Source organism: Synechococcus sp. W4D4 (genome assembly GCF_047716805.1).
In the GTDB taxonomy this organism is placed as follows: Bacteria; Cyanobacteriota; Cyanobacteriia; order PCC-6307; family Cyanobiaceae; genus Vulcanococcus.
This window is the reverse complement of record NZ_CP180404.1, coordinates 1,016,159-1,029,336: the sequence shown is the minus strand read 5'-3', so window position 1 is coordinate 1,029,336 and position 13,178 is coordinate 1,016,159. Positions and strand designations below refer to the sequence as shown.

The window sequence follows — 13,178 nt, the reverse complement described above, 5'->3', positions numbered from 1 at the left end:
CGCCGCCGGTGTGGCTGTTCTTAGCGGCAGCAGCCTGTTTGTTGCCGTGCCTGTCTCGGCGCAGAACATGGTCGTTCAGATCATTCAGAACCAGTGCTCCAGGGCGATGAATGCGGACTTCAAGGCCGCGGGTAAAACTCCGCCGCCTGGCATGGTTCAAGACACCTGCAACTGCGTTGCCGAGCGCATCGAGAAGCTCGACTCCATCGAGGAGGCAAAAACCTTCTGCGTGAAACAGAGCACCGCGAAATACGGCGCTGTTAAGTCTCCTTAGCGCGCCCAGACTGTGGGGAGGTCGCTGAGTCGGGTGGTGGCGGCCCGGGAGAGTTGCTCCCGTCGCATGAACCAAGCGGGCTGTAGGCCGCAGGCGGCCCACTGCACTGTTCCGCGGCCATGGCGGCGGTTCAGATCGTCAATGCTGGCCATCAGGGCCTCCCGCCGCTGCTGCTCGGTGCCACTGAGCGGTTGCAGCAGGTGGTGTTGCAACTGACTTTCGGGTTGCAGCTCCTGCAGCAGGATTCCGGCCTTCGCAAAGCGTTTGTAGGGCCGATAAAGACTGGGGACCATCTGGCAGGCTGCCTGCAGCAGGACGCCGGTGTCGTTGCTGGCGAGGGGCAGGCTGACGCTGGCGGCCTGGCTGTAGAAGCCAGAGGCAAAGGGACTCGTGCGGGCAAAGACCGTGAGCCGTCCGGCCCGTTGCCGTTGCCGCCTCAACTTCTCCGCTCCGCGGCTGACGTAGTTGGCGATGGCTTGGCGCAGTTCCTCTTCGGTTGTGACGGGCCGGCTGAAGCTGCGGCTGACGCAGGTTTCCTGCTTGTCCCCGGCCTGCTGCTCCAGCGGTAGGCAGCTGATGCCCTGCAGTTCCAGTTGCAGGCGCAGACCCACCACCCCGGCTTTGGCCCGTAGTTCTCCGCTGGGCATGTCCCGTAGTTGTTGCGCCGTGCTGACACCCCGCAGCCGGCACCAGCGACTCAAGCGCCGGCCGACACCCCAGATCTCCTCCACCGGTGTTTGTTTCAGCCAGGTTGTGGTCTCTTCGGGTGGGCTGAGATCAAAAACCCCCGCGTGTTGCCGATCCCCCTTGGCGATGTGGTTCGCCACTTTGGCCAGCACCTTGCTGGTGGAGAGACCGATGGCAATGGGCAACCCCAGGTTGTGGCGAATCCGGCTACGCAGGGCACTGGCCCAGGGAATCAGGTCACCGTTTTGGGGCCTCGGCAGACGAATGAAGGCTTCGTCGATCGAATAGACCTCCAGGTCGGCGACGAAGGGCTCCAGGCTGCTCATCAGCCGTTGGCTCATGTCGCCGTAGAGGGCGTAGTTGGAACTGCGCACGATCACACCGTGCTGCTGGAGCTGTTCGGCGATCTGGAAGTAGGGCTTGCCCATGCCAATGCCGAGTTGCCGGGCCTCACTGCTGCGGGAGACCACACAGCCATCGTTGTTGGAGAGCACCACGACGGGACGGCCCAGGAGCGCTGGATCGAAGGCCTGCTCACAGCTGGCGTAGAAGTTGTTGGCATCGATCAGCCCGAGGGCATCAGCCATGGGTGGAGAGGCTGTGAATGGCGTGGATCGCCACGCCCCAGATCTGCACGTCGCCGCAGTGGTGCAGTTCCAAGGGGGGATAGGCGCTGTTGGCTGCCTCGAGCCGCAGCCGGCCTTGGTGGCGGGCCAGACGCTTCAAGGTGAAGGCGCCATCGAGCACGGCCACGACGATGTGGCCCGGCCTGGCCTCGAGGCTGCGGTCCACCACCAAGAGATCACCGTGCTGGATTCCGGCATCGACCATTGAATCGCCGCTCACCCGCAGAAAGAAGGTGCTGCTGGGGTGCCGGATCAGGGTTTCGTTCAGGTCGATGCCGACATCGATGTAGTCATCGGCCGGGCTGGGGAAGCCAGCGGCCACGGTGCTGGCGGCGAGGGGCAGCCTCAGCCCCAGGGGCTCATCCCGCAGTGGGCCCAACAGCTGCAGCGGACCGTCGGATGACAGGGAAGCTGGCAAGGCCACGGGCGCCGCAGGAACCCCTGCAGGATAGTTCGCCTGTACTACTTATGGGGTGACTTGGTCTTCCTCGTCCCCTTCCAGGAGAAGTTGCTGGAAGGCCACATAGAGATCCTGTTCTTCGCTCGTGGCGGGGCGGCGGCGCTGTTGGTTCGGCCGGAGTTCCTGGGGTTTGCCTTGTGCTTGTAAGCCGGTTGGGTTGCGGTTGGTCCGGTTTTGCAGGGCCTGAAGTTGATCCCGCTGGGCGGCTTGGCGCTTCCGTTCTTGATCGGTTTCGCTCTGGCGCAGGCGATCCATCAGATGGGGCGGAACGGTGCCGTCCTCGCTGGCCTTCATCAACTCGCCAAAGAGAGCTTGGGGATTCGTCTCGGTTTCAACGCGATGGCGTTTGCCGGATGAGCCCTTCGGCTCGCTGCTGCTCTCTGGTTTGGGTAGGGGCTTGGGGAGCGATCGCCCCAGTTCTTGGAGGCGCTCCAGGCTGCGGGCGTCGAAGCTCATGGCGGGCCGGCCTCAGCTGCACTCAAGGGTGTCTTTGGTGGCGCGACCGGTGATGGGGTTCGTGCCACTGGCGCTGGCGCAGAGGGTTTTCAGCACGTCGCCGCGGAAGGGAACGTTGGTGAAGTCCGCCCCTTCAATCAGGACATCTTTAAACCGTGTGTTGAAGGCAAAAGCGTTTTCCAGCACCGCGTTGCGTAGGTCCGTTCCATCGAGGACGGCCGAATCGAGGGTGGCGTCACTGAGGTCGGCGCCGGCGAGGTTGGCGTCCTGCAGCTTGGCGCCATAGAGGCTGGCGCCGCGCAGGTCGGCCCCTTGGAAATCAGCTTCCCGCAGGTTCGTCAGATTGAAGGTGGCGCCGTGCAGGTCAACTCCGGCGAAGTCATGGCCGATCAGCACTTGCTTGGCGTAGTCCATGGCCGCCTGCACCGGTTGGGCAGGCAGAACTGCAGCACTGATCAGCAGAGCCAACAGCGCGGGGCAGAGCAGTGACCGGAAGAAGCGACGCATGGTGGAGAGCCGGTATCGAGCAACCCTAGGCAGGGTGCCTTGATGCAGACGGTTTGGGGTTGCGGTGAACGGCCCAGTCCGTCGCTGGGCAGTGATGGAGCGCAAGGGCCGGAGGTCGGGGAAGCCTCAAGAGCAGTGCAGACTGCGGCCGATGCCATGGGACGCTCCGCTTCTCAAAGGCGAGGGGATTGGGCTGAACAGCGGGCCCTGCGTCTGCTGCAGGCTGCGGGTTGGACTCTGCTGGAGCAGCGCTGGAGCTGCCGTTGGGGTGAATTGGACTTACTCCTCCACAAACCTCAGCGCCTGCTGTTGGTTGAGGTCAAGGGGCGAGCCTGTCGAGGGCGGGATGGCTGGGGGGTGGCTGCCCTGAAGGGCGCCAAGCGGCGGCGGCTTGAAACGACCTTGAACCTGTGGTTGCAGCTGCATCCCGCGTATCAGGACTGCCGCTGGGAATGGATCTGTGCCTTGGTTCCGCTTCCCCCCAGTCGTGTGCCCGTGCGTTGGATGCCTTGGCTTTGATCGGGCCGGGCTTGGAGCAATGTGGAGGGAGGCCTGCACCCCAACTGATGTCCTTCGCGGCCCATCGCGCCCGCAAACGCTTTGGCCAGCACTGGTTGAAGGACCAGTCCGTGCTCGATCAGATCCTCAATGCCTCTGACTTGACCTCCGCTGACACGGTGCTTGAGGTCGGACCCGGCCGTGGAGCACTGACGGAGCGGCTGTTGGAGTCCTCCGCCAGCGGGGTTCGTGCGGTTGAGCTGGATCGTGATTTGGTGGCTGGGCTGCAGGAGCGCTTTGGAGCCAACCCCCGCTTTGCTCTGACCGAAGGGGATGTGCTGGCCGTCGAATTACCCGAGGCCACAGCCGTGGTCGCCAACATCCCTTACAACATCACAGGCCCGCTGTTGGAGCGCCTGGTTGGTCGCCTCGATAACCCGGTGGCCCGGCCCTATCGCCGCTTGGTTCTGTTGGTGCAGCAGGAGGTGGGTGAGCGCATCCGGGCGCGTCCCGGTAGCAGTGCCTTCTCGGCGCTGAGTGTGCGCATGCAGTTGTTGGCGCACTGCAACACGGTCTGCCCGGTGCCCCCCCGCTGCTTTCAACCGCCGCCGAAGGTGATGAGTGAGGTGGTGGCGCTCGACCCCCTGCCGGTGGAGCAACGGTTGGATCCTGCTCTGGCCAAAACGGTGGAGATGCTCCTGCGGCGCTGCTTTGCTGCCCGTCGCAAGATGCTCCGCAACACCCTCTCCGGACTGGTGGAAGCCGAGCAGTTGCAGGGTCTGACGGATGAAGCCGAGATTGAATTGCAGCAGCGTCCTCAGGAGGTGTCGCCAGAGCGTTGGGTGCGCCTGGCGGCGGGCTTGAATCGGCTGATCTCCTAACTCACGCAACCTCGCCATGGCAGAGCTGCAGGTCAGCGCCCCCGCCAAGATCAACCTGCATCTCGAGGTGCTGGGCCTGCGCCCCGACGGCTTTCACGAGCTGGCGATGGTGATGCAGACCTTGGATTTGGCGGACAACCTCAGCCTTCGTCCCACGGCTGATGGGGCGGTGACCCTGCGCTGCGACCGAGCGGACCTTCCGACCGACGGCAACAACCTCATTGTCAAGGCGGCGGAGCTGATCAAACAGCGGGTTGGCTTACCGGAGCTGGGCGTCGCCATGGAGCTGACCAAGCGCATTCCGATTGGTGCTGGTCTGGCCGGAGGCTCGAGCAACGGTGCGGCGGCCCTGGTGGGGCTGAACACCCTTTGGGGCTGTGGCTTCAGCAGCGCGCAGCTCTCAGCCATGGCCGCTGAGCTCGGTTCGGACATGCCGTTCTGTATCGATGGTGGAACCCAGCTCTGCTTTGGACGGGGAGAGGTCCTGGAATCCGCTGGCCTGGCCAAGCCCCCCTCCCTGGGGGTGCTGTTGATCAAGCATCCCGACTCGAGCGTCTCAACCCCCTGGGCCTACAAGCAGTGCCGCGAGCAATTCGGGGCGAGCTATCTCTCAGGTGAGGCGGAGTTTGAGCAGCGCCGCCGGGCCCTGCGTCAGGCAGCCCTGCTGACGGGATTGAGCGGCGAAGGTCCGCTTCAAGAGATTCGTAACGATCTTCAGAAGGTGGTGGAGCCTGAGGTGGCCAGCGTGCGTCAGGGTCTATCGATCCTTCGGCGCGCTGATGCTGCTCTGGCGGTGTCGATGAGTGGCTCTGGTCCGAGCATGTTCGCGTTGTTCGCAGATCATGAGGCCGCTACCCGGGCCCAGCAGCAGCTGGCCGCTGCCCTGGAGGCCGCTGGCTTTGCGTTCTGGGTGTGCCGTTGCACGGGCTCTGGTGCCACGCTGGTCTGAACGCATCCCCATGCACCCCGCGTGAGTGAGACCCAAAGCGACAGCCAAGACCTCGCCAGTGCTCAGCAGACAAGCGAAGGTCAGATCTCCCAGAGGCCGCGCAAGGGTCCGATCAGCTTCTTGAGCGGTTCGTTGACGAGCTTTGGTTTGGGCTGGCTTGCTCTGCAGTTGGCCGGCAAGGTCGTCGGCTACTACGCCGAGCATCCTCCCCATTACGAAGCCGGCTTTGCTCAGAGCATCGCGGTGTTCCTGAAGACCTTGGCGGTCGGCATGAGCTTTCTGGCGACGTTCACCTTTGCCTTTGTTGGCTTGGGGTTGTTTCTGACATTTATCCGCAGCCTCTTACCGGGTTGGAAACAAGCCGAAGAAACCCCCTAGCCTCTGGTCACGGGCTGCCCCTCCTCGTCATGACCGGCCACGACCTGCAGCTGCTGGTGCTGCTCCTTTCACCAGGAATGCTGTTGTCGGTGTTGTTATTGCTGACCTTCGCCGCAGGCGGTTGAGATAGGTTGGCCCCACCCCGGTCCAGTGCCGGACCCGCTTTTCAACCGTGGCAGAGACCCTTCTCTTCAACGCCCTGCGTGAGGCCATCGACGAAGAGATGGCCCGTGATCCCCATGTCTGCGTGATGGGGGAAGACGTCGGCCAATACGGCGGTTCCTACAAGGTCACAAAGGATCTCTACGACAAGTACGGCGAACTGCGGGTCCTGGATACCCCGATTGCTGAGAACGCCTTCACCGGCATGGCGGTTGGTGCTGCCATGACGGGCCTTCGCCCCATCGTCGAAGGCATGAACATGGGCTTCCTGCTGCTTGCGTTCAACCAGATCTCCAACAACATGGGGATGCTGCGCTACACCAGTGGCGGCAACTTCACGATCCCTTCTGTGGTCCGTGGCCCTGGCGGTGTCGGCCGTCAACTTGGTGCTGAGCACAGCCAGCGGCTTGAGGCTTATTTCCACGCGGTGCCTGGCATCAAGATCGTGGCGGTCAGCACCCCGACGAACGCCAAGGGCCTGATGAAGGCGGCGATTCGAGACAACAACCCCGTTCTCTTCTTCGAGCACGTTCTGCTCTACAACCTCTCTGAAGAGATCCCTGAGGGCGACTACACCTGTGCCTTGGATCAGGCCGACTTGGTCAAGGAAGGCAGCGACGTCACGATCCTCACCTACTCCCGCATGCGCCACCACTGCCTCAAGGCCGTGGAGCAGCTGGAAAAGGAGGGTGTGAGCGTTGAGCTGATCGACCTGATCAGCCTGAAGCCCTTTGACATGGAGACCATCTCCCGCTCGATTCGCAAGACCCACAAGGTCTTGGTGGTCGAGGAATGCATGAAGACTGGTGGCATTGGCGCCGAGCTGCTCGCTCTGATCACCGAGCACTGCTTCGACGATCTCGATGCACGCCCCATCCGCCTGTCCTCCCAGGACATCCCGACTCCTTACAACGGCACCCTCGAAAATCTGACGATCATTCAGCCGCACCAGATCGTGGAAGCGGCCAAAGCGCTTAAGGCTGGCCAGGTCTGAGATGGCACGTCAACAGGGGTGGTTTGCCCTGATCCTGGCCCTGGCTTTTGCCGCCGGAGCCGTTCTGACCTCCTTCCCACTGCAATTGGGCCTTGACCTGCGTGGTGGCAGTCAGCTGACCCTGCAGGTCATGCCAGCTGGCGCGATTAAGCGCGTCCAGAGCGAGCAATTGGAGGCTGTCAAGGACGTGCTGGACCGCCGCATCAATGGTCTCGGTGTGAGTGAATCCACCCTCCAGACCATCGGTGACGATCAGCTGCTGCTGCAACTACCCGGCGAGCAGGATCCCAGCCGTGCCGCCAAGGTTCTGGGTACCACGGCCCTTCTTGAATTTCGCGCTCAGAAGCCGGGCACTGAACAGCAGATGAGCGGTCTGCTGAAGCTCAAGCGCCAGGCCCAAGCCGTACTGAATTTGCGTCGCTCCAAGGATCAGGATCAAGCGAAGGCGGCTGACCTGGATGCGGACGGTCTGGCACAGCTTCTGAGTGAAGCTGGGGTCAGCGCCCCGGCGGGTAGCAGTGAGATCGATCAGTTGGAACTCCTTCTGGCCGCGGTCAACACCAAAATCGTTGACCTCTACGAGCCCGCTGCTCTCACCGGTAAGGACCTCACCGGAGCTGGTCGGCAGCAGAACCAGGCCGGCAGCGCCTGGGATGTGACGTTGAGCTTCAACACCGAGGGTGGCCGCAAATTCGCCCAACTCACCCAAAGCATTGCTGGCAGCGGGCGTCTGTTGGGCATCGTTCTCGACGGCCGCTCCATCAGCGAAGCCAGTGTTGGTCCTGAGTTCAAGCCCGCCGGCATCAGCGGAGGTGCTGCAAGCATCACGGGCAACTTCAGCGCTGAAGAGGCCCGGGACCTTGAGGTTCAGCTCCGAGGCGGCTCACTGCCGTTGCCGGTCGAAGTGATCGAGCAGCGCACCATTGGTGCCACGCTCGGTAGTGAGAACGTCCAACGCAGCCTGCAGGCGGCTCTCCTCGGTCTGGCCCTGGTGGCCGTCTTCATGGTGGTTGTTTACCGCTTGCCTGGCGCGGTCGCCGTCGTGGCCTTGGCGCTCTACGCCCTGTTCAACCTGGCGATGTATGCCCTGATTCCGGTCACCCTCACGTTGCCTGGGATCGCCGGTTTCATCCTCTCGGTTGGTATCGCTGTTGATGCCAACGTGCTGATCTTTGAGCGGGTCAAAGAGGAATTGCGGCGCGGGAACACCCTGATTCGCTCGATTGATGCGGGCTTCTCGCTGGCCTTCTCCTCAATCCTGGATGGCCATATCACCGGCCTGATCAGTTGCGTGGCCTTGTTTGCTCTGGGAACGGGTCTGGTTAAGGGCTTTGCGGTGACATTGGGCATTGGTTTGGTGCTCAGCCTCTTCACTGCGCTGACCTGCACCCGCACCCTGTTGCGGCTGTTGATGGGCTATCCCGCCCTCCGCCGTTCCACCAACTTCCTGCCCCAGTCTCAGCTTCCTGCCCAGGCCTCCTGATGTCCGACCCCTCGACCGCCGTGGCCGCCCCCGCTCCCCGCTTTCGCATCAGCCGCATCCGCCGTCAGGGCTGGCTGGCCTCCGCTTTGGCGGTTCTGCTGAGCCTGGTCGGCATGGCTCTGTGTTGGAGCAACCCTCGCATCGCAGCTCCCCTGAAGCCCGGTTTGGACTTCACCGGTGGTACTCAAGTGGAGATCCAGCGCACTTGCGGCGGTGCTGACTGCTCTGGTCTCAAGGCCGCCGACGTTCGTCAACAGTTGCGTTCGCTCACGCTGCCGGAGGTGGCAGGACAAGCCGCTCCTCAGCTGTCGAATGCAGGTGTTCAGGTCTTGGATCGCGGTCGTTCCGTGGATCTGCGTTTGCCGGATCTTGAGCCTGAACAGACCCGCGCCCTGATCCAGGGCCTGGTTCCAGTGATCGGCACGGTCGATCCGCAGCAGGTCTCGATTAACACCATCGGCCCCACCCTTGGTTCTCAGCTGCTCAAGGGCAGCTTGATTTCCCTGTTGGTCAGTTTTGCGGCGATCGCGGCTTACATCAGCTTCCGCTACGACGGGGTGTTTGCGGGCCTGGCCCTGCTGTGCCTCGCCCACGACATCGTGATCACCTGTGGGGTCTTTGCTTGGCTTGGTTTGATCAGTGGCATCGAAGTGAATTCCCTCTTTGCCGTGGCTCTGATCACCGTGGCGGGCTACTCGGTGAATGACACGGTGGTCGTCTTTGACAGGATCCGAGAGCAAAAACGCGCGCTGCAGGGTCTGACACTGCTTGAGCAGGTCGATGCAGCTGTTGATGCCACATTGACCCGCTCTCTGTACACCTCCTTCACCACCCTTTTGCCTCTGGTGTCGTTGCTCCTCTTTGGCGGCAGCAGCTTGTTCTGGTTTGCCGTGGCCCTGACCATCGGCATCGGGGTCGGCAGCTGGTCGAGTATTGGGATTGCTCCGACCCTGCTGCCCGTGCTCTCGCGACGATGACGCGTCGCATTCCCTGGGCCCCACTTCTTCTCGCCGCCATTGCCCTTTGGGATCTGCGCTCTGAACTGAAGCTCCTCGCTGAGCATTTCACCTGGATCAGCTTGCTAGCGATACCCCGCTTTCACTTTTTGGCGGTGACCGTGCTCTTGCTGACCCCGACCCTCATGCGTCAATCCCGTCAGCCGCGGCGCTGATCAGGTCCAACGGTCCATGACCTGCTCCACCAGCACCCGTTGGGAGAAGACCTGGAGCACGACCACAAGTGGCAGGGCAAGCAGCACCCCGGGCAAGCCCAGCAGTGCCCCCAGGCTGAGTTGGGCCATGAGGGCCACGGTGGGCAAGAGGTTGACCGTTCTGCTGAGCAACAGCGGGGTGAGTAGGAAGGCCTCCCCGTTTTGCAGCACCAAGCGCAGCACGATGACTTGAACGGCCAGGGTTGGCGAGATCAACAGGGAGACCGCCACAGGCAACAGGCTTGCCAGGGTCGGTCCGATGGTGGGGACAAAGGTGAGCAGGCCGCAGAGCAGCCCGCTCAAGAGGGCCAATGGCACCTTGAGGGCGGCCAGCCCAGCCCAGGTCAGCAGGAAGACCGCCGATGCCGAGAGGGTCATCCCCGCCAGCCAGCCCCCCAAGGCCTGGCGGCTCTCGGTGAGGAGGTTCTGGACCAAAGCTCGGCTGTGGGCGGGCGTCAGGGCCAGGACCAGACGCTGATGACTGCGTGGATCGAGCACCAAGAGAATCGCCAGCAGACCCATCAACAGCAACAGAACCGTTCCACTGGCGGCGCCACCGGCGAAGCCAAGCAGTTGGGCGCCAATCGGCTGCAGCTTGTCGATGGTGATCAGCTCGGAGAGTCGACCACCTAGTCCTTCCAAAACGCTGACACCGCCGAGCAGTTCCGCAAGCCGCGCAATTAAGGCCGGAACCAGTTGGGTCAACTGGTTGAGCTGCTCCAGCAGTTCAGGCAGCAGCAGCTCTGCGAGTTGCCAGCTCAGCAGGCCCAGAACCATCAAGACCAGTAGCAGGGCCAGCGGACGGCTTAAGCGGACCACCCTGCGCAGCCAGCTCACCGGCACATCCAGGGCCACGGCCAGCACCACTGCGCCAAATAGCACCATCAGCACCCAACGCAGTTGCCAGGCGAGGAGCCCAAGGACCACCAGGGAGAGCAGCAGCAGCAAACTGCGTGGTGTCATGGCCGCCCACCCACAGGGAGCTCCCAGCCGTTGAGGACGTCCTGGATCAGTACCTCTCGCACGACAACCTGCAGGCAGACCGCCATGGGCAGCGCCAAGAGCAGACCGAGAGGACCAAAGATGACCGTGAAGAGGAACTGAGCGATCAAGGTCAGCCCAGGCAACAACTTCACCTGGTGGTGCATCACCGAAGGGGTGATCAGGTAGCTCTCGATGTGTTGGATCACCACATAGAGCAGCAAGACCAGTAGTGCTTTGACGGGTGAATCGAGCAGCGCGACCGACATCGGAAAGACCGTGCTCAGGGTTGGTCCGACGTTGGGAATGATGTTCAACAGACCCGCCAAAAGAGCATTGGCCGCCACCAATTTCACCCCCAATAGCGAGAGGCCAATGGCGGCCAACACACCGACGCAGAGCGAGCTGATTAGTACTCCGGCCATCCAGCTGCTCAGGGCCTCGCCACAAAGCGAGAGCACGTCTCGGAATCGCCGCCGGTAAAAAGACGGGACCATCAGGACCGCAATCTCCCGATAGGCAGTGGGTTGGATTGACACCATCAAGCTGACGGCGATCACAAAGAACAACTCCAACAAGCCACTTCCGAGGTTCCCGGCAATCCCCAGCAGTTTCAGCAGTCCTTCCGTTGGATCAAGGCTTCCGGAGCCCTGGTTTTGCCAGCTCTGCTGTAACCATTGCAGCGCCTCACGTCCATAGAGCATCTGACTGCTCTGATCGAGGCTCCTGCGCAGGAGCTGCACGGCCAACTGCAGAGCCGCCGGCAGCTGGATCAGCAGTTCTTGGAACTGCGCGATGAAGGGGGGAATGACGACGGCAATGGTGACCACAGCCACCAGCAGCAAGCCGCTGAGGCTGACCAGAAGCGCCAGCGGACGGCTACATCGCAGACGTTCTTGGGCTACACCCACCAGGGTGCAGACCGCCATGGCGAGCACCACAGCGGCAAAGACAAGGACGAGGACCTCTCGCAGGCTCCACAGCAGTAGCAGCGCCACTGCCGTGGCCATTACTCCGAGCCACTGGCCGAATCTCAAAAGGGGAGGCCAACTCGTGTTGTTTTAGCGCCGATTACGGCGATTGAATTCAGTTGGCGTCCCCTTCGCCAGCCTCATCCTTGTTCTTCTGGGCAAAGCCAAGGTCATTGGCCTGGGCATAGCGCTCGGCGAAGCGCATGAACCGCTCGAAATCTTCGGTGGTTTTCCAGGTGTAAGTCGCTTCCAGAGCCGCGGGCTTGCCGTTCACGAACTTCGCGTTCACATCACGGGTCACCATCTGACCTTCTTCGTCGATCAGGTACATGCCACCAATGTCAGCCATGCTCTCGGGCGAGAGGGCCTGGGGCTGATCGAAGACAAAAATCGCCTGGCCAGTGCGGCCATCGCGAGAACGGGTCATACGGATATCGGGCACGACCGGCTCGTCCACACCGGGGAAAAACTGGATCGCGGCCATCGCCCGTCTTCGCAAAGGCTGATCCTAGTGATGATGCTCAGGCGATCTGGCTGCGGCTCCGCTGTTGATGAGTCGTTCGGCGGCTTCCGCCGCGGTCAACCCTGCCAAATCCATCCGTTCGCGTTGGCTGGCTTGCTCAGCCTGGCCATGCCCCTCGAGCTCATGGTCGTAGCAGCGGTCGTAGTAATCGAGCATCTGGGCACAGGCCCCATGCCAGTCACGCTCTGCGATTGCATCGAGGGCTGTCTTCGTGCGTTGGGGACCGAGGCGCCGAGCGATCCGCTGGGTTGCATCGGCTAAGGCCTCAGGATCTTGCACGCCGTAGACGGCCACGAGCTGATCCAGGCGCTCTTCAACGGGTCTGGTGATCTCCAGAAGCGGTGCTTTTTGCATCTGTCGCCAAAGCCCGGCTGGAATTCGGCAGCGTCCAACTTGAATGCTCTCCGCTTCGAGCCAAATCTGCGCTGCCGATCGCTGCTGCTTGAGGACCGCGGCGATCCGATTCTCAAAATGCTCTGTGCTCGGTTGGGGAGGAAGGCCCAAGCCTCCGAAGCTGCTGCCGCGGTGATGGGCTAGCCCCTCGAGATCCACGACGGCGACCCCTTTCTTCGCCAGCTCAACCAACACATCAGTCTTTCCCGTACCCGTTTTCCCGCCCAGAAGCTGAATGGGCCATGGCTGCTCCATCAGCTCGAGAACCCAGCGTCGATAGCTCTTGTAGCCGCCTTCGAGCACCACAGCGTGCAGATCGAGGGTTTCAGCGAGCCAGGCCATGCTCCCCGAGCGCATCCCGCCTCGCCAGCAGTGGATCCTGAGGGGCTGGCCTGGGCAACGGCTACCCAACTGCTGCAACGTCTTCCCCAAGGGCGCCAGCTTTGGCCCCACCAGGGAAAGCCCCAATTGAACAGCAGCCGTTCGCCCCTGTTGCTTGTAGGTCGTTCCGACCTCGGCTCGCTCGAGGTCGCTGAACAGTGGCAGGTTCTGGGCACCAGGGATGTGGCCCTTTTCAAATTCCGCTGGAGCGCGGACATCCACCACAGGTCCTTGGCTTTGCAAGAAGGCCTCGATGGATTGCCGTTCGGCCATGGCGTTGATCCTGGTTGGGCTCTTGCCGCTATGCGACTGCAATGCCTGACATAGTGGGCCAACGCTGTCAGGCCAGCGTCAGGTCAGCCCT

Annotated in this window: 17 protein-coding genes; 9 read left to right on the top strand and 8 right to left on the bottom strand. The window is 62.4% G+C overall.

Annotation, left to right across the window (positions count from 1 at the left end; genetic code table 11):
* The first annotated feature begins 10 nt into the window (after window positions 1–10).
* A complete protein-coding gene (locus ACLM42_RS05555; RefSeq protein WP_247910901.1) occupies window positions 11–274 on the top strand; it encodes a hypothetical protein in 264 nt (87 codons plus the stop codon).
* Here ACLM42_RS05555 and ACLM42_RS05550 read toward each other — a convergent pair.
* The 4 genes from ACLM42_RS05550 to ACLM42_RS05535 form a co-directional block, all read right to left on the bottom strand.
* Window positions 271–1,548 (bottom strand): Y-family DNA polymerase, encoded by a 1,278-nt coding sequence (locus ACLM42_RS05550; RefSeq protein ID WP_415399995.1) that lies wholly within the window; start codon window positions 1,546–1,548, stop codon window positions 271–273. The genes ACLM42_RS05555 and ACLM42_RS05550 overlap by 4 nt on opposite strands.
* On the bottom strand, window positions 1,541–1,975 hold the full coding sequence (locus tag ACLM42_RS05545; RefSeq protein WP_415400135.1) for a LexA family protein: 435 nt from the start codon (window positions 1,973–1,975) through the stop codon (window positions 1,541–1,543). The genes ACLM42_RS05550 and ACLM42_RS05545 overlap by 8 nt, the downstream gene beginning before the upstream one ends.
* Before the next feature lie 78 nt (window positions 1,976–2,053).
* Complete coding sequence (locus tag ACLM42_RS05540) at window positions 2,054–2,503, bottom strand: hypothetical protein (RefSeq protein WP_415399994.1); 450 nt, start codon at window positions 2,501–2,503, stop codon at window positions 2,054–2,056.
* 12 nt (window positions 2,504–2,515) lie between these two features.
* A complete protein-coding gene (locus tag ACLM42_RS05535) occupies window positions 2,516–3,010 on the bottom strand; it encodes a pentapeptide repeat-containing protein (RefSeq protein WP_247910904.1) in 495 nt (164 codons plus the stop codon).
* Window positions 3,011–3,052: 42 nt separating this feature from the next.
* On the opposite strand from ACLM42_RS05535, the gene ACLM42_RS05530 reads away from it, so the two are divergent.
* From ACLM42_RS05530 to ACLM42_RS05495, 8 genes are all read left to right on the top strand, one after another.
* The gene (locus ACLM42_RS05530) at window positions 3,053–3,529 is read left to right on the top strand and encodes a YraN family protein (RefSeq protein ID WP_371820638.1); all 477 of its coding nucleotides are present in this window, start codon (window positions 3,053–3,055) and stop codon (window positions 3,527–3,529) included.
* Between the two features lie 47 nt (window positions 3,530–3,576).
* A complete protein-coding gene (gene rsmA / locus ACLM42_RS05525; protein ID WP_415399993.1) occupies window positions 3,577–4,389 on the top strand; it encodes a 16S rRNA (adenine(1518)-N(6)/adenine(1519)-N(6))-dimethyltransferase RsmA in 813 nt (270 codons plus the stop codon).
* Between the two features lie 16 nt (window positions 4,390–4,405).
* Complete coding sequence (gene ispE / locus ACLM42_RS05520; RefSeq protein ID WP_415399992.1) at window positions 4,406–5,338, top strand: 4-(cytidine 5'-diphospho)-2-C-methyl-D-erythritol kinase; 933 nt, start codon at window positions 4,406–4,408, stop codon at window positions 5,336–5,338.
* Between the two features lie 21 nt (window positions 5,339–5,359).
* Complete coding sequence (locus ACLM42_RS05515) at window positions 5,360–5,716, top strand: DUF3082 domain-containing protein (RefSeq protein ID WP_247910908.1); 357 nt, start codon at window positions 5,360–5,362, stop codon at window positions 5,714–5,716.
* Between the two features lie 172 nt (window positions 5,717–5,888).
* The gene (locus ACLM42_RS05510; RefSeq protein ID WP_247910910.1) at window positions 5,889–6,872 is read left to right on the top strand and encodes a pyruvate dehydrogenase complex E1 component subunit beta; all 984 of its coding nucleotides are present in this window, start codon (window positions 5,889–5,891) and stop codon (window positions 6,870–6,872) included.
* A gap of 1 nt (window position 6,873) precedes the next feature.
* A complete protein-coding gene (secD, locus tag ACLM42_RS05505) occupies window positions 6,874–8,355 on the top strand; it encodes a protein translocase subunit SecD (RefSeq protein ID WP_415399991.1) in 1,482 nt (493 codons plus the stop codon).
* Complete coding sequence (gene secF / locus ACLM42_RS05500; RefSeq protein WP_247910913.1) at window positions 8,355–9,332, top strand: protein translocase subunit SecF; 978 nt, start codon at window positions 8,355–8,357, stop codon at window positions 9,330–9,332. Before secD ends, secF begins: the two co-directional genes overlap by 1 nt.
* Complete coding sequence (locus ACLM42_RS05495; RefSeq protein ID WP_415399990.1) at window positions 9,329–9,526, top strand: hypothetical protein; 198 nt, start codon at window positions 9,329–9,331, stop codon at window positions 9,524–9,526. The genes secF and ACLM42_RS05495 overlap by 4 nt, the downstream gene beginning before the upstream one ends.
* Here ACLM42_RS05495 and ACLM42_RS05490 read toward each other — a convergent pair whose 3' ends face one another.
* The 4 genes from ACLM42_RS05490 to mnmH are packed head-to-tail and all read right to left on the bottom strand — an operon-like array spanning window position 9,527 to window position 13,087.
* Window positions 9,527–10,528: an AI-2E family transporter gene (locus ACLM42_RS05490; RefSeq protein ID WP_247910916.1), complete on the bottom strand. Its 1,002-nt coding sequence runs from the start codon at window positions 10,526–10,528 to the stop codon at window positions 9,527–9,529. It abuts the gene before it with no gap.
* Window positions 10,525–11,583 carry an AI-2E family transporter gene (locus ACLM42_RS05485; RefSeq protein WP_415399989.1) on the bottom strand — a complete coding sequence of 353 codons (1,059 nt, stop codon included), beginning with the start codon at window positions 11,581–11,583 and terminating at the stop codon, window positions 10,525–10,527. The genes ACLM42_RS05490 and ACLM42_RS05485 overlap by 4 nt, the downstream gene beginning before the upstream one ends.
* A gap of 49 nt (window positions 11,584–11,632) precedes the next feature.
* On the bottom strand, window positions 11,633–12,001 hold the full coding sequence (gene psb28 / locus ACLM42_RS05480) for a photosystem II reaction center protein Psb28 (RefSeq protein ID WP_247910918.1): 369 nt from the start codon (window positions 11,999–12,001) through the stop codon (window positions 11,633–11,635).
* 24 nt (window positions 12,002–12,025) lie between these two features.
* The gene (gene mnmH, locus ACLM42_RS05475) at window positions 12,026–13,087 is read right to left on the bottom strand and encodes a tRNA 2-selenouridine(34) synthase MnmH (RefSeq protein WP_415399988.1); all 1,062 of its coding nucleotides are present in this window, start codon (window positions 13,085–13,087) and stop codon (window positions 12,026–12,028) included.
* Between the last annotated feature and the right edge of the window lie 91 nt (window positions 13,088–13,178).